The 15,989-nt window shown below is 72.7% G+C and carries 9 protein-coding genes; 3 read left to right on the forward strand and 6 right to left on the reverse strand.

Going from position 1 to position 15,989, the window contains the following annotated elements; genetic code table 11:
- Positions 1–11: 11 nt before the first annotated feature.
- The 5 genes from ABT015_RS30205 to ABT015_RS30225 all read right to left on the reverse strand — a co-directional run bounded on the left by ABT015_RS30205 (position 12) and on the right by ABT015_RS30225 (position 6,602).
- Positions 12–965, reverse strand: a complete 954-nt coding sequence (locus ABT015_RS30205) for a DMT family transporter (RefSeq protein ID WP_350884675.1) — start codon at positions 963–965, stop codon at positions 12–14.
- Positions 966–1,604: 639 nt separating this feature from the next.
- Positions 1,605–2,102: an ATP-binding protein gene (locus tag ABT015_RS30210; protein WP_244293363.1), complete on the reverse strand. Its 498-nt coding sequence runs from the start codon at positions 2,100–2,102 to the stop codon at positions 1,605–1,607.
- A 278-nt stretch (positions 2,103–2,380) separates the two neighbouring features.
- Complete coding sequence (locus tag ABT015_RS30215; RefSeq protein ID WP_350884677.1) at positions 2,381–3,619, reverse strand: L,D-transpeptidase; 1,239 nt, start codon at positions 3,617–3,619, stop codon at positions 2,381–2,383.
- Between the two features lie 268 nt (positions 3,620–3,887).
- Complete coding sequence (locus ABT015_RS30220; protein ID WP_350884679.1) at positions 3,888–5,153, reverse strand: L,D-transpeptidase; 1,266 nt, start codon at positions 5,151–5,153, stop codon at positions 3,888–3,890.
- A gap of 174 nt (positions 5,154–5,327) precedes the next feature.
- Positions 5,328–6,602, reverse strand: coding sequence for a L,D-transpeptidase (locus ABT015_RS30225; protein ID WP_350884681.1), 1,275 nt, complete (start codon positions 6,600–6,602; stop codon positions 5,328–5,330).
- A 281-nt stretch (positions 6,603–6,883) separates the two neighbouring features.
- Between ABT015_RS30225 and glgX the strand changes: the two genes are divergently transcribed.
- From glgX to ABT015_RS30240, 3 genes are all read left to right on the forward strand, one after another.
- The gene (gene glgX / locus ABT015_RS30230; RefSeq protein WP_350884683.1) at positions 6,884–9,091 is read left to right on the forward strand and encodes a glycogen debranching protein GlgX; all 2,208 of its coding nucleotides are present in this window, start codon (positions 6,884–6,886) and stop codon (positions 9,089–9,091) included.
- Between the two features lie 169 nt (positions 9,092–9,260).
- Entirely contained in the window at positions 9,261–11,078 is a 1,818-nt protein-coding gene (locus ABT015_RS30235; RefSeq protein ID WP_350884685.1) for an ABC transporter ATP-binding protein, read from the forward strand.
- The gene (locus tag ABT015_RS30240; protein ID WP_350884687.1) at positions 11,075–12,931 is read left to right on the forward strand and encodes an ABC transporter ATP-binding protein; all 1,857 of its coding nucleotides are present in this window, start codon (positions 11,075–11,077) and stop codon (positions 12,929–12,931) included. Before ABT015_RS30235 ends, ABT015_RS30240 begins: the two co-directional genes overlap by 4 nt.
- Before the next feature lie 183 nt (positions 12,932–13,114).
- On the opposite strand, the gene glgP is transcribed toward ABT015_RS30240, so the two are convergent.
- Positions 13,115–15,796 carry an alpha-glucan family phosphorylase gene (glgP, locus tag ABT015_RS30245; protein WP_350884689.1) on the reverse strand — a complete coding sequence of 894 codons (2,682 nt, stop codon included), beginning with the start codon at positions 15,794–15,796 and terminating at the stop codon, positions 13,115–13,117.
- Between the last annotated feature and the right edge of the window lie 193 nt (positions 15,797–15,989).

Below are 15,989 nucleotides of genomic sequence, written 5' to 3' on the forward strand. Positions count from 1 at the left end.
CCGCCCGCAGTTCAGCGGCGGCGGGTGCCCACGGGCACGGTGAGGACGGCGAGGCCCGCGCCGAGGATGGCGAGGCCGCACCAGGAGGCTGCGGGGAGGCGTTCGCCGAGGACGGCGACGCCGAGGAGGGCGGCGACGGCGGGTTCGGCGAGGGTGAGGGTGGTGGCGGTCTGGGCGGAGGTGCGGCGCAGGCCGTGGCCGAAGAGGCGGTAGGCGAGGAAGGTGGTGATCACCGCGAGGTGGAGCACCACCGCCGCACCGCGCGGCGAGGCGAGCCACCGCAGGTCGCCGAGGAACAGCACCGGCAGGACGAGCAGCGCGGCCGCGCCGAACATCGCCCCCATCACCCCGGCGGACGGGTGCCCGCGCGAGATGAGCCTCCCGCCGATGAGCGAGTACACCGCGTACGAGAGGCCGGAGAGCGCGGCCAGCGCCACCCCCACGGCGTCCACCGCCGCGCCGCCGCCGGTGAGTTCGGGGCCCAGCACCAGGACGGCGCAGCCGACGACCGCCGTCACCGTGGCGCCGGCCCACCGGCCGCTCGGTCGTCCCTGCCGGGTGAGCCAGCCGAGCAGGCCGGCGAAGACGGGGGCGCTGCCCAGGGCGATCACGGTGGCCACCGCCACCCCGGCGCGGGTCACCGCCGGGTAGAAGGTGACCGGGTAGCCGACCACCGCGACGGCGCCGACGGCGAGTTGCCACCGCTCCCGGCGGCCGCAGGCCCGGGGCAGCGCGCGGGCGCTGCGGGTGGAGAGGAAGAGGAGGAGTCCGCCGAGGACCAGCGCGGCGGCGCCGATGCCCGCCGAGGGGGCGCCGTCGGGTGCGAGGGAGCTGGCCGTCCCGGTGGTGCCCCACAGCAGTGCGGCGACCAGGATCGGGACCGGCCCGCCGAGCGGGCCGGCGCGGCGGGCGGCGGGGGTGGCGGTGGGCCGGGTGGGCGCGGGCGTGGAGGTGCGGTTCGGCACAGTCGTGAACTTCCGTCGTCGAAGACCGTCAGGGGAGTTGGTTTCGCACCGGGCGCACGCTGCGGACCCCTGGCGGCCGAAGGGGGCCGCGGCAGGGAGCACGGGGGTCGAGCCGCCGGCGTGTGCGCCCGATCAGGCGCTGAGCGGTGGCAGTACGACGTGCCAGTACAGGTTCACGGGCCCGATGCTACCCGGCAGTTCCGGCGGGGTGGGGCTCACGGAGGAATTGGCGGCCGGGCGACGAAGCACCGGAGGCCCGACGGCGAGGATGGTGAATATTCACAGGCAACAGCGTGAACCTATGCAAAATCCAAAGGTGAACTAGGTTACAAACCTTTTAATCCAAGTCACCTGGTTTGCCCACATGCTGAGATTCGTGCGATAGTCGAAGCAGCCCAACGGCGGGCGGCACAGCACGCCGGCCTGGGCGTGGAGACTTCGGCTGGCCCGACCTGGCACGGCCGACGCCCATCGTGCGGCACGCACCCCCTTGGCCGGCGCGATGACTTGCAGGGGCCCCCATCCGCCGGACCACGGCGACTTCGGGGGCCCTGCGCGTTTTCCCGGGAAAGCCCGGAAGGCCCGGACGACCGAGAAAGACCCGGACAGTCGAGAAAGACCCGGGAAAGCCCGGAACGATCAGTGCCGCTCGCGGACCTTCAGTTCGAACCAGACGCCCTTGCCGCGCGGCAGCAGGTCGGCGCCCCAGCGGTCGGCCAGGTCGTCGATGACCCGCAGCCCCCGCCCTCGCTCGGTCACCGGCTTCGGCTCGGCGAGGATCATGCAGGGCAGCGCCCGGGAGGAGTCGCGGACCTCGACGCGGAGCCAGCCCGGCTTGCGGATCACCTGGAGTCCGATGGTGCGTCCGGCGGCGTGCCGGACGGCGTTGGAGACCAGTTCGCTGGTGAGTAACTCACCGGCCTCCAGGTGCTGGTGGAGGTCCCAGGACTCCAGGACCGACAGCACCAGCCGGCGGGCCACCGGGCCGGTCTCCGGCCTGGACGGCAGTCGTACCTCGTTCGGCACGGACTGATCGCTCAGCCTGCCGCAATACATCTCCTCCAGTTCCTCCGAGCTGAGCCGCTCCAGCGCCGCCAGCGCGCCCTGGACATCGATCCACGACGCCTCGGCGACCAATCCGGCCCCGGGAACTGATGACTGATCTGTTTCGCCCCAACCCGCCATGCGGTCCATCATTGCGGAACGCAAGCGGCCGCGTACGGACAATGAGCAAACGATCTCCTCCGAGTCGGCATATGCCGCGTGCAAGGAGACCCCGCGGAGAGTGCCAGGCAGAGGCCTGGAGGGGGCCGGCAGACGGTGGGGAGAGGGTGGAGAGCAGGCAACCCGGGGCGCGTCCGCGTCAATCCCGGGTTGCCACGGAACCGCCCCGACCAGGGCGGCTACCGGTCGGCCTACCAGGCGCTCCAGGGCACGTTCCAGCCACTCAGGCCGTTCGCCGGGTCGAGGGTCTCCTTCTTGGTGGAGTTCTTCACGACCACCACGTCGCCGACGAGCGAGCCGGCGTAGAACTTGCCCATCGAGGTGGATTCGCCGCCGCCCTCGACGTCCTTGAGGGCGACGCAGCCGTGGCTGACGTTGTCCTCGCCGATGAGCTTGCTCCAGTAGTTGCCGTGCAGGTAGGTGCCGCTGTCGGTGAGCCGCATCGAGTGCGGCACCTGAAGGTCGTACGGGGAGCCGCTCATGCCGGGGAGGGTGCTGGACTGCATCCGCACCACGCCCTCCTTGGACATGACGACCATCGTGCCGTTCCAGGTCGGGTGTTCGGGCGAGCCGGAGGTGATGTCGATGTCCGACGGCTTGCCGTCCAGTTCGACGGTCATCCGGTGCGCGGCGGCGTCAACCGTCGAAATCTGAGATCGCCCGATCGTGAAGGGCTCGTCCCGGTCGGTGCCGTACACCCCAGGGGCGATCTCGACGCTCTTGAGGCGGTAGTGCACGGTCACCTTGGTGCCGGACTTCCAGTACTGCTCGGGGCGGAAGTCCAGCCGGCGGTTGCCGAACCAGTGGCCCTTGACCACGGTGCCGTTGTCGGTCTCGAAGGTGATGCCCTTCGCGACGACGTCCTTGTTCTTGACGTCCTTGCTGAAGTTCACCGAGACGATCATGCCGACGCCGTACGTCGCGTCGTTGTCCACGTTGTCGGCGGCCTTGGCGAGGGCCGTCGGCGTCAGCGTGGAGAAGTTGCTGTCCGCGCTGGCGACCACACCGTTGGCGTCCGCGGCCATCGCGCTGACCTGGTAGGTGCTGCCCACGGCGAGGCCGGCCGACGGGGTCCAGCTGGAGCCGTCGGCGGCGATGGTGCCGGGCACCTCCGCGCCGGTCTTGTCACTGACCTTGACAGTGGTGAGCTTGCCGCCGGTCGCGCCGACCTTGAGCGCGTCGGGCGCGACGTCCACCGTGCCGGGCTTGGGCTCGATGTTCACCACGGCCTGCGACACCTTCGGCGCCGCGCTGCTCGCCGCCGCGGCGCCCGGGGAGGCCGTTCCGGCGGCCGCTCCGGCCCCCAGGTCCGCCTTGGCCGCGCTCCCGCCCCCGTTACCGCTCCCGCCACTCCCGCCGCCGCACGCGGCGGTCAGCGCCATCGCGCCGCCCACCAGACCGACGGCCACCACTCTGCGTATCGACCTCAACGTCGATCCCTCCCTCAGAAACCCCACGAAAGAAACCCCACGGACCGAACCCCACGGACCGCACCCCACGACCCGAAACCCCGCACAAGACCCCCGCGCACACGGCGGACCCGACCACTACACGCGCCGGCCTCCGGAAAGGTTGCGCCATCCGGGGCCCGGTGCGCTCCGAAAACGCGAACGGCCCGACCCCAACGGGTGAGGATCGGGCCGCTCGTCCGCACCGCGCCGACGAACCGGGACTATCCGGTCGGTCGGCGGGCAGGATCTACCAGTTCGCCCAGGCGATGTTCCAGCCGCCCAGCCCGTTGGAGGGCGCGACGGTCTTCTCCTTGGTGTTCACGATCTTGACCACGTCGCCGACCATCGAGTCGTTGAAGAACTTGCCCGCGACGGAGGTGTCGCTGCCGCCCTTCTCGTCCGCCATCGAGACGCAGCCGTGGCTGGCGTTGGTCCTGCCGAACGGGCTGGCCCAGTAGTTGCCGTGCACGAAGGTGCCGGAGGTGGTCAGCCGCATCGCGTGCGGCACGTCCTGGATGTCGTACTCGCCGCCGAGGCCCACCGTCTGCGAGTTCATCCGGGTGACCTTCTCCTTGGACATGATCACCATCGTCCCGCCCCAGGACGGCGTCGCGTCCGCGCCCAGGGTGACCGGCACGGTGGTGCTCTTGCCGCCCCGCTCGATCGTCATCTGGTGCGTCTTGGCGTCGGCGGTGGCGATCTGGGAGCGGCCGATGGTGAACGGCTCGTCCTTGTCCACGTCGCCGTAGACGCCCGGGGCGACCTCGACGCTCTTCAGCCGGTACTTGATGGTGACCTTGGTGTCCGGCTTCCAGTACTCGGCCGGGCGGAAGTCCAGCCGGTTGTCGCCGAACCAGTGGCCCTTCACCTCGGTGCCGTTGTTCGTCTCGAAGGTGATGCCCTTGAGGACGGCGTCCTTGTTCTTGACGGTCTTGCTGAAGTTCACCGAGACGATCATGCCGACGCCGTAGGTGGCACCGTCGCTGATGTTGTCGTTGGTGGAGACCTTCTTGTCCGGCGTCAGCGTGGTGAACGTCGTGGTGGACGCGGTCACCAGGCCGTCGGCGTCCTTGGCCTGCGCGTTCACCTTGTACGCCATGCCGACGGTGAGCGCGGCGGCGGGCTTCCAGCCGATGCCGTCCGGGGTGATCGCCCCGTCGACCGGCTTGCCGTTCTTGTCGGTCACCTCGACCGTGGTGAGCTTGCCGTTCGAGACGGACACCTGCAACGCGTTGCTCGGTGCGACGTCCTGGGCGCCGTCCTTCGGCTCGACGGCCAGCACCGCGGCGGAGGCCTTCGGCTCGCCCGACGCGCCCGCCGGGGCCGCCGTCCCGCCCGCACCCGCCGTCGCCGCGGACGCCGCGTTGTCGCCCCCGCCGCCCGTTCCGCCCTTGTCGTCGCCGCAGGCCGCGGTGAGCAGCAGCACCCCGCCCATGACCAGCGCCATCGCACCCCTGCGCCCGTAGCGGCTGGTGGTACGTATCGCGGCGTCGGCCGTCTTCCCCGTCTTCACGGTTTCTCCCCTCCCGGTATCCACTCTCTTGACGCGTTGAGTGCCCCCATGAGTTGCACCGGGCGCCGATCTTTCGCGCCGGACCGGGGCGCGCCGGAGCAGGATAGCCGGGCCGTCCGAGCGGATCCCGGGGGGAGGTGGGTGGATCGGGGGTGAATCGGCGGTGAAGATCGACTACTGCGCGACGGGGTCGGCCGCGGGCCCGGAGACCGGCCCGGCAACCGGCCCGAGGGCGCTGCCCGCCACCCACTGCTCCCACGGCATGTTCCAGCCGTTGAGGCCGTTCTGCGGCGGCACGAAGTCCCCCGCCGAGGCCTTCGCCTCCAGCACGTCCCCCGGGATGGTGTGCTCGAACAGCCAGCCCGCCGGGGAGTCCTTGCTCGCACCGCCCTTGGCGTCGGCCAGGCCGATGCAGCCGTGGCTGGTGTTGGCCGCGCCGAACACCCCGGGATCCGCCCAGTAGTTGCCGTGCACGAAGGTGCCGGAGTTGGTCAGCCGCATCGCGTGCGGCACGTCCTTGATGTCGTACTCGTCGCCCATCCCGACGGTCTGCGAGTTCATCCGGGTCACCTTGTACTTCTCCGACACCACCATGACGCCCCGGTAGGTGGAGTGGTCACGGCTGCCGCCGGACACCTTGAGCACCCGCAGCACCTTGCCGCCCTGCCCGGCCCGGACGGTCAGGGTGTGCGCGTCCAGGTCGACGGTGGAGACCTGCGCCCGGCCGACGGTGAAGTGCAGGTCCTTGGTCTGGGTGCCGAACTCGCCCGGCGCGCCCTGCACGTCCTTCAGTCGCAGCGCCACCGTCACCTTGGTGCCGGCCGCCCAGTACTGCTGCGGGCGGACGTCCAGCCGCTGGTTGCCGAACCAGTGCGCGGCCACCGGGACGGGCGGGTCGGCGCTCACCTGGACGGCCTTCTCCACCGCTGCCCGGTCCGTGATCGGCCGGCTGAAGCGCAACGACACCGGCATGCCGACACCGACGGTGGAGCCGTCCTCCGGGGTGAAGAAGGCGACGAAGGTGTGCGCCCGGGCCATCGTGGAGAACGCCGAGTGCTGGGCCGCCCGTTGGCCCTGGTCGTCCTCGGCGACGGCGTCCAGGGTGTACGCGGTGCCCAGCGGCAGCGGGCCGTCGGGCGTCCAGGCGGCGCCGCCCGGGGCGATCGTGCCGGGGATCTCGGTGCCCCTGCCGTCGGCCAGCCGGACGGTGACCAGCCGGCCCTGCGCCGCCGTCACCCGGACCGGGCCCTCCGGCGGCACGTCCTGGGCGCCGTCGGCGGGCAGCGCCGTGACGACCGCCCGGGACGGCGGCGGGGGCGGGGTGTGCGCCCCGGGCCCGGCGGCGTCCTGCGCGGGGGCCGCCGGGGAGCCGCCGCACCCCGTCAGGACGGCGAGGCCCCAGGCCACCGCCGCCGCCCGCCGCGCCCACACCCGTCCTCGGCGCCGCATACCGGGGCCTCCCACTGTCCACGTCCGGTACCGGGAAGGTCCGGTACCGGGGGCGCCCGCTACCGGGAAGTCCCGGTGCCGGGAACGTCCGGTAGCGGGAACGCCCGATACCGGGAACAACGAGGGCAATCGCGGCGGGGACACGCGCGGCCGCGCGAAATCCCCCCATCCATCGGCCGCCATCCGCCGGTAAGCCCCCGTTCAGCCGCTTCCGATCTGCGCAATCCGGGAAAGAGGAAGTGAACGGGGTCCGGGACACCCCGTCCAGGGAGGGTGCGGCCATGGCGTCAGGGCAGGAGCTGGAAGCCGGAGTGCGGCCGCCCGGCGGGGACACCGCCGAGCCACCGTGGCCCGGCAGCTGGCAGCCGCTCGGCGCCCGCTTCCGGACCGACCAACAGGGCCGCCAGGGAACCAACTTCGCGCTCTGGGCGGCCGGCGCCGAGGCGGTCGACCTCTGCCTGTTCGACGAGGACGGCCGGGAGGGCCGGCACCGCCTCACCGAGCAGGACTTCCAGACCTGGCACGGCTTCCTGCCCGGCGTCCGCCCCGGCACCCGGTACGGCTTCCGCGTGCACGGCCGGTGGGACCCGTGGACCGGCGCCCGCTGGAACCCGGCGAAGCTGCTGCTCGACCCGTACGCCCGTGCCGTGGACGGCTGTTACACCAGCCACGACGCGGTCTGCGCCGCCGTCCGCAACTGGCCGGAGGCGGACGTCGCCGACACCGTCCGGGACAACCGCGACTCGGCCCGCTACGTGCCCAGATCCGTGGTCGTCCACGATGACGACGACTGGTACGACGACCACCGCCCGAAGACCCCGTGGGCCGAGACGGTGCTCTACGAACTGCACGTGCGCGGCTTCACGATGCGCCACCCCGACATCCCGCCGGAGCTCCGCGGCACCTACGCGGGCCTGGCCCACCCGGCCGCCGTCGCCCACCTGACCCGCCTCGGCGTGACCGCCGTCGAGCTGCTGCCGGTGCACCAGTACGCCAGCGAGGACCACCTCCAGTCGCGCGGCCTGGTCAACTACTGGGGCTACAACACGATCGGCTACTTCGCCCCGCACGCCGGCTACTCGGCGGCCGGCTCGCGCGGCGGCCAGGTCGGCGAGTTCAAGCGGATGGTCCGCGCCCTGCACGCCGCCGGGATCGAGGTGATCCTCGACGTGGTGTTCAACCACACCGCGGAGGGCTCCGAACTCGGCCCGATGCTCTCGCTGCGCGGCATCGACAACACCGCCTACTACCGCCCGGCCCCGCACCGCCCGCGCGGCTACGCGGACTTCACCGGCTGCGGCAACACCCTGGACACCCGCCGCCCGCAGGTGGTCCGGCTGGTCACCGACTCGCTGCGGTACTGGGTCACCGAGATGGGCGTGGACGGCTTCCGCTTCGACCTCGCCGCCGCCCTCGCCCGCGGCACCGACGGCGTGGACATGGACCACCCCTTCCTCGCCGCCGTCTCCCAGGACCCACTGCTCAGCCGGGTGAAACTGATCGCCGAGCCCTGGGACGTCGGCCCGGGCGGCTACCAGGTCGGCGGCTTCCCCCCGCTGTGGGCCGAGTGGAACGACAAGTACCGGGACACCGTGCGGGACTTCTGGCGCGGCGCCCGCCCGGACGTGCGCGAGCTGGGCTACCGGCTGTCCGGCTCCTCCGACCTCTACCAGCGCGGCGGCCGCCGCCCGTACGCCTCCGTCAACTACGTGACCGCGCACGACGGTTTCACGCTGCGCGACCTGGTCAGCTACGACCGCAAGCACAACGAGGCGAACGGCGAGGCCAACCGGGACGGCACCGACGACAACCGGTCCTGGAACCACGGCGTCGAGGGCGAGACCACCGACCCGGAGGTGAACGCCCTGCGGCTGCGCCAACTGCGCAACCTGCTGGCCACGCTGCTGCTCTCCACCGGCGTCCCCATGCTCACCGCCGGGGACGAGCTGGGCCGCACCCAGGGCGGCAACAACAACGCCTACTGCCAGGACAACGAGCTCGGCTGGCTGGACTGGTCGCTCCTGGCGGATCCCCGCTGGCGCGGGCTGTCCGAGCTGACCGCCCGGCTGATCCGGCTGCGCCGGGCCCACCCGGTGCTGCGGCAGCGGGCGTTCTTCTCCGGCCGGGCCGCCGCCCCGGGCGGCCAGCCGGACCTCGCCTGGTTCACGCCGCTGGGCAAGGAGATGACCGAGGCCGACTGGTTCACCCCGACCGCCTGCCTGGGCATGCTGCTGTCCGGCACCGCGATGTCCGAACGGGACGAGGCCGGGCGGCCGACGCTGGACGACAGCTTCCTGCTGCTGCTCAACGCCGGTCACGAACCGGTGCTGTTCACCCTCCCCGGCGAGCCCTGGGCCGCGCCGGAGGAGGCGTACGAGACGGTGGTCGACACCGCCGTCGAGGGCGGCGGCGAGCCCTGTCCGCAGGGCGCGACGCTGCTGGCCGGGCGCTCGCTGCGGCTGCTGCGCGCGCCCGCCGCCACGAACTGAGCGGTGTCGGCCGCGCGTGCGGCGCACTTCGGCCCGTGCGACCGGCCCCACCCGCCCCGCTTGTTCACCCGCGCCCCACCCGTACAGGTGGCCGGTTCTCGCCGAAGCGTTCTGTCAGGGGTGAAAAACCTGATGAGAAATGACGCGACCTCGTCCTACCCTCACGACGATGGCCGAGAACCGACAAGACGACGACACCGCGACCGGGCACCGCTCCACGGTCCGCTCCCTCCTGCGCCTGTGGCCCTACGCCCGAGCCGTTCGCCGCCGGTTGGCCGTTTCGGTGGCCGCCGCCCTGGTCGCCATGCTGAGCGTCCTCGGCGTCCCGCTGGTCCTCGGCCGGATCGTCGACGGCCCGCTCGCCGAGCACGACCTGAGCGGGCTCTGGCCGCTGATCGGCGTGCTGCTGGTCCTCGGACTGGTCGAGGCCACGCTGTTCTACACCCGCCGGGTGGTCCTGGCCCGCCCGCTGGCCAGGCTGGAGACGGCCATGCGCGGCGACCTCTTCGCCAAGCTCCAGCGGCTGCCGATCTCCTTCCACGAGCGCTGGGGATCCGGCCAGCTGCTCTCCCGGGCCACCGCCGACATGTACACCATGCGGCTCTTTCTGGCCTTCCCGCTGGTCTTCCTGGTCGTCAACTCGGTGATGTTCCTCGTCGGCACGGCGGTGATGTTCACCCAGGACTGGCGACTCGCCCTGATCATCCTGCTGCCCGCCGTCCCGCTGTTCGTGCTCACCCGGCGGTTCGAGGCCGGCTACTCCGGCGCCTCCCGCCGCGCCCAGGACCAGAACGGCGACCTCGCCACCGTCATCGAGGAGTCCGTCCTCGGCATCCGCATCCTCAAGGCCTTCGGCCGCCACCGCTCGATGGCCGAGCGCTTCCGCGCCCAGGCCCACGACCTGCGCCGCACCGAACTGCGCAAGGCCGGGCTGCTCGCCAACCTCTGGGCGGTCATCGTCGGCCTGCCCGAGATCGCCCTCGGCTGCGCCCTCGCCGCCGGCGCCTACCTGGTCGCCCACGACGAGCTGAGCGCCGGCACCCTGGTCGCCTTCCTCTCCACCGCGCTGGCGCTGCGCTGGCCGGTCGAGTCCCTGGGCTGGCTGCTCGCCTACGCCAACGAGGCCGCCACCGCCGCCGACCGCTTCTTCGAGGTGCTGGACGAGCCCGAGACGGCCGACCCGGGCACCGCCGAAGGACTCGGCGCCCCCGACGGCATCCGCTTCACCGGCGTCCGCTTCCGCTACCCCGACGCCCCCGACGACACCCCCGACCTGCTGGCCGGCATCGACCTGCACATCCGCAGCGGCGAGACGATGGCCCTGGTCGGCGCCACCGGCAGCGGCAAGACCACGCTCACCGCGCTGCTCCCCCGCCTGTACGAGGCCGGCGCCGGCACCATCACCCTGGACGGCCTCGACATCCGCGACCTCCCCCGGGAGCGGCTGCGCGAGCTGGTCGCGGTCGCCTTCGAGGAGCCCACGCTGTTCTCCGCCACCGTCCGGGAGAACGTCCTGATGGGCGCCCCGGGCGCGGACGACCGGCAGCTGCGCGCCGCCCTGGCCACCGCCCAGGCCTCCTTCGTGGACAAGCTCCCGGACGGCGTGGACACCGAGGTCGGCGAGCAGGGCCTGAGCCTGTCCGGCGGCCAGCGCCAGCGCCTCGCCCTGGCCCGCGCGGTGGTCGGCGAGCCGGCCTTCCTGGTGCTGGACGACCCGCTCTCGGCCCTCGACGTGCACACCGAGGCCCTGGTCGAACGGGCACTGCGCCAGGTCCTCGGCGCCACCACCGCCCTGGTGGTCGCCCACCGCCCGAGCACCGTGCTGCTCGCCGACCGGGTCGCGGTGCTCTCCGACGGCCGGATCGAGGCCGTCGGCACCCACCAGGACCTGCTGCGCGACTGCGCGCACTACCGCGAACTGATGTCGGGCGAGTCCGCCCCGACGCCCGAGGCCGTCCTGGTCTCCGAGGGGGGCACCACCCGATGACCACCACCATCTCGCCCGTCGGCCCCGCCGGACGGGAGACCGCCGAGCCGGTCGAGGAACAGCTGCCGCCGCCCCCGGCCGACGAGGAGGACATCCCCGTCCCGCCCGGCGCGCCCCGGGCGCTGCTGCGCTCACTGCTCGGCCCGCACCGGGCCCGGATCGCCGTCGCGATGCTGGTGATCCTCGTCCAGCAGGCGGCCCTGCAGTCCGGCCCGCTGCTGGTCGCCATCGCGATGGACCGCGGCATCCCGGCACTGCGCGAGAGCGACAGCGGCCCGCTGGTCGCGGTGGTCTGCGCCTACCTGGGCTGCGCGCTGCTCAGCCTGCTGCTGCAGTGGGCGTTCATCAAGATCAGCGCCCGGGTCAACCAGGACATCCTGCTGGAGCTGCGCGGCCGGATCTTCCGGCACGCCCAGCGGCTGAGCCTGGACTTCCACGAGCGCTACACCTCGGGCCGGATCATCTCCCGCGCCACCAGCGACGTGGACGCGCTGCGCGAGCTGCTCTCCGAGGGCCTCCAGGAACTGCTGACCGTCCTCCTGTCGGTCTGCTACATCTCGGTGCTGCTGCTGGTGCTGGACTGGCGGCTCGGCCTGGTCTCGCTGGCGTCGGTCCTGCCGCTGGCGCTGATCGCCCGGTCCTTCCGCAGCCGCTCGCGCCGGGTCTACCGCCGCTCCCGCACCTCGGCCGCCTCATTGATCGTCCGCTTCACCGAGACCATGAACGGCATCCGCCCGGTGCAGGCCTTCCGCCGCGAGAAGGCCAACGACGAGGCCTTCGCCGTGGTCAACCGGCAGTCCGCCACCGCGACGGCGGACGGCCTGCTGGAGATCGCCCGCTACGTCGGCCTCTCCCGCGTCACCGCCAACCTGTGGACCACCGGCGTGGTGCTGCTCGGCGCCTACCTGGTCGCCGACGGCACGGTCGAGCTGGGTGTGCTCACCGCCTTCGTGCTCTACCTGCGCCGGCTCTACGACCCGATCGACCAGCTGGCGATGTTCCTGAACAGCTACCAGTCGGCCGCCGCCGCGCTGGAGAAGATCGCCGGCCTGCTCGCCCACGAGCCGACCGTCGCCGAACCGGCCGCGCCCGCCGAACTGCCGCAGGCCGCCGGCAAGGGGCGCGAGGTCCGCTTCGAGAAGACCCGTTTCGCCTACCGCACCGGCAAGCAGGTGCTGCCGCCGTTCGACCTGGTGATCCCGGCCGGGCAGACGGTGGCGGTGGTCGGCGCGACCGGCGCCGGGAAGTCGACGGTCGCCAAGCTGCTGGCCCGCTTCTACGACCCGACCGACGGCCGGATCCGGCTGGACGGCGTGGACCTGCGCGACCTCGCCACCCCCGAGCTGCGGCGCGGCGTGGTGATGGTGACCCAGGAGTCCTTCCTGTTCTCCGGCACCGTCGCCGAGAACATCGCGATCGGCCGCCCCGGCGCCGGCCGCGAGGAGGTCGAGCAGGCCGCCCGGGACATCGGCGCGTACGAGTTCATCGCCGCGCTCCCGGACGGCTTCGACACCGACGTGCGCAAGCGCGGCGGCCGGATCTCCGCCGGGCAGCGCCAGCTGGTCGCCTTCGCCCGCGCCCTGCTCGCCGACCCGGCGGTGCTGATCCTCGACGAGGCGACCAGCTCGCTGGACGTCCCCGGCGAGCAGGCCGTCCAGCGGGCCATGCGCACGGTGCTGGCCGGCCGGACGGCGGTGATCATCGCGCACCGGCTCTCCACCGTGGAGATCGCCGACCGCGTCCTGGTGATGGACCAGGGCCGGATCGTCGAGGACGGCTCCCCGCAGGAGCTGATCGACGGATCCGGCCGCTTCGCCGCCCTCCACCAGGCCTGGCGGGACAGCCTGGTCTAGGCCCTGTCCGGTCGATCTTGGCGGATCAGCCCGCGGCGGTGGGCGCCCGGCTGGGCGTGCACCCGGATCGTCCTCGTACTGGGCGTACTTGGGCGATTCGGGCGTGCGTCCAGGCGGGATGCCCGGCGTCGCGGGCCCGGCAAGATCGGCCGGACAGGGCCTCACCCTCCCCGCGGCAGGGCGTCAGCGCAGCACCCCCGCGTCCATCCCCGACGACTCGGCGGGCAGGGCCACCAGCCCCAGCTCCGCCGGGGAGGCCAGCCGGGGGTGGGCCGGCAGCACCCGGACGGTGTAGCCGAACGGGCCGGTCCGGCACAGCTCCAGCGAGCCCTCGTAGCGGGTCCGGCCGTCCAGGTCGGACCCGCCGACCGGCTTGAGGGCGAGCACGCAGCCGTCCGAGATGCCGTCCGTCTCGTCCACCCGGCCGGACACCGCCTGCACCTCGACGTCGCCCGGCTCCAGCGCCCCGAGCGCGACCTGCACCCGCAGTGCCAGCGAGCTGCCCAGCTCCTGCGCCTCGTCCGGACAGTCCGCCTCGACGTGCTCGACCCGGACGGCCGGCCAGGCCTCCCGGACCTTCGCCTTCCAGGCCGCCAGCTCCAGGGCGCCGTGGTGCTTCGCCGCCGCCAGCTCCCGCTGGGCCAGCGCCGCCGGGGTGTACAGCCGTTCGACGTACTCGCGGACCATCCGCCCGGCCAGCACCTTGGGGCCGAGGGTGACCAGGGTGTGCCGGACCATGGCGATCCAGCGGTGCGGCAGCCCGTCCGTGCCCCGGTCGTAGAACCGCCCGGCGACCTGGTCCTCGATCAGGTCGTACAGCGCGGCGGCCTCGATGTCGTCGCGGCGCTCGGCCTCGCTGCTCTCCGGGTCGAGCACGCCGCCGGCCTCGTCGGCGGTGGGGATCGCCCAGCCGTTCTGGCCGTCGTACCACTCGTCCCACCAGCCGTCCAGGACGGACAGGTTGAGGCAGCCGTTGAGCGCGGCCTTCATCCCGGAGGTGCCGCAGGCCTCCAGCGGGCGCAGCGGGTTGTTCAGCCAGACGTCGCAACCCGGGTAGAGGTGCCGGGCCATCGCCATGTCGTAGTCCGGCAGGAAGACGATCCGGTGCCGGACGGCCGGGTCGTCGGCGAAGGCGACCATCTGCTGGATCAGCCGCTTGCCGCCGTCGTCGGCCGGGTGGGCCTTGCCGGCGACCACGATCTGCACCGGCCGGACGGGGTGCAGCAGCAGGGCGCGCAGCCGGTCCGGATCGCGCAGCATCAGGGTGAGCCGCTTGTACGAGGGCACCCGGCGGGCGAAGCCGATGGTGAGCACGTCGGGGTCGAGCACGGAGGAGACCCAGCCGAGTTCGGCCTCGCCGGCGCCGCGCTGGCGCCAGGAGTCGCGCAGCCGGCGGCGGGCCTCGTCGACCAGCTGGGCGCGCAGGCTGCGGCGCAGGTCCCAGATCTCGGTGTTGCCGATCCGCTCCAGGCCCGTCCAGCGCTTGGCGTCGCCGGTGGTCATGGCGTCCTCGGCGCGGTCGGCGCCGATCTCGGCGGCGCCGAGCCGCACGACCGCCGGGTCGATCCAGGTCGCGGCGTGGACGCCGTTGGTGACGGAGGTGATCGGCACCTCGGTGGTGTCGAAGCCGGGCCAGAGACCGTTGAACATGGAGCGGCTGACCTCGCCGTGCAGGGTGGAGACCCCGTTGGCGCGCTGGGCGAGCCGCAGGCCCATGGCGGCCATGTTGAAGAGCTTCGGGTCCCCGCCGGGCCAGGTCTCGGCGCCGAGCGCGAGCACCGGTTCGACCGGGACGCCCGGCAGCGCGGCGTCGCCGCCGAAGTGGCGGGCGACCAGCTCGCGGTCGAAGCGGTCGATGCCGGCCGGGACGGGTGTGTGGGTGGTGAACAGGGTGCCGGCCCGGACGGACTCCAGGGCGGCGGCGAAGTCCAGGCCGACGCCGTCGGGGCCGGCTGAGCCGGTGGCGACCAGCTCGCGGATCCGTTCGACGCCGAGGAAGCCCGCGTGGCCCTCGTTGGTGTGGAACACCTCGGGGGCGGGGTGCCCGGTGAGCCGGCAGTAGGCGCGGACGGCGCGGACGCCGCCGATGCCGAGCAGCATCTCCTGGAGCAGCCGGTGCTCGCTGCCGCCGCCGTAGAGCCGGTCGGTGACGTCGCGCTCGGCGGGCGAGTTGGCCTCGATGTCGGAGTCGAGGAGCAGCAGCGGGACCCGTCCGACCTGGGCCTTCCAGATGTGCGCGGCCAGGGTGCGGCCGCCGGGCAGGGCGAGGTCGACCCGGCCGGGGGTGCCGTCGTCCTCCCGGAGCAGGCTGACCGCGAGTTCGTCCGGATCGAGCAGCGGGTAGCGCTCCTGCTGCCAGCCGTCCCGGCTGAGGGACTGCCGGAAGTAGCCGTGCCGGTAGAACAGGCCGACGCCGATGATCGGGACGCCGAGGTCGCTGGCGGCCTTGAGGTGGTCGCCGGCCAGGATGCCGAGCCCGCCGGAGTACTGGGGCAGCGCGGCGGCGATGCCGTACTCGGGGGAGAAGTAGGCGATGGCGGCGGGCGGCGGGGTGGCGCCGTTCTCCTGTTGGGCCTGGTACCAGCGCGGGCCGCTGAGGTACTCGCGCAGGTCGTCGGCGAGGTCGCCGAGTCTGCGCAGGAACCGCCGGTCGGCGGCGAGGGCGGCGAGCCGGGCGGCCGGGACCTCCCCGAGCAGCCGCACCGGGTCCTCGCCGGTCGCGGCCCAGACCTCCGGGTCCACGGACCGGAAGAGGTCCCTGGTCTCGGGGTGCCAGGACCAGCGCAGGTTGAGGGCCAGCTCGTGCAGCGGCTGGAGTTGTTCGGGCAGGACGGTGCGGACGGTGAATCTGCGGATTGCCTTCACGGCGTGAAGCGTAGCCGCGATGTCCGTCATGACAGTGCGTCAAGTGGGCTATTGGGCATCCGTTCGGCCTATTGATGAGATCGCATTCGGCGCATTGGTCTGCACGGGGGGCGCGCGCGGCGCACATTTCCGGGGTCCTGCGCTACCAATGCATGAACACTGCGGAACAGGTCCATTTCCGATGGCTCATCCG

Source organism: Kitasatospora sp. NPDC094016 (assembly GCF_040304045.1).
GTDB lineage: Bacteria > Actinomycetota > Actinomycetes > Streptomycetales > Streptomycetaceae > Kitasatospora.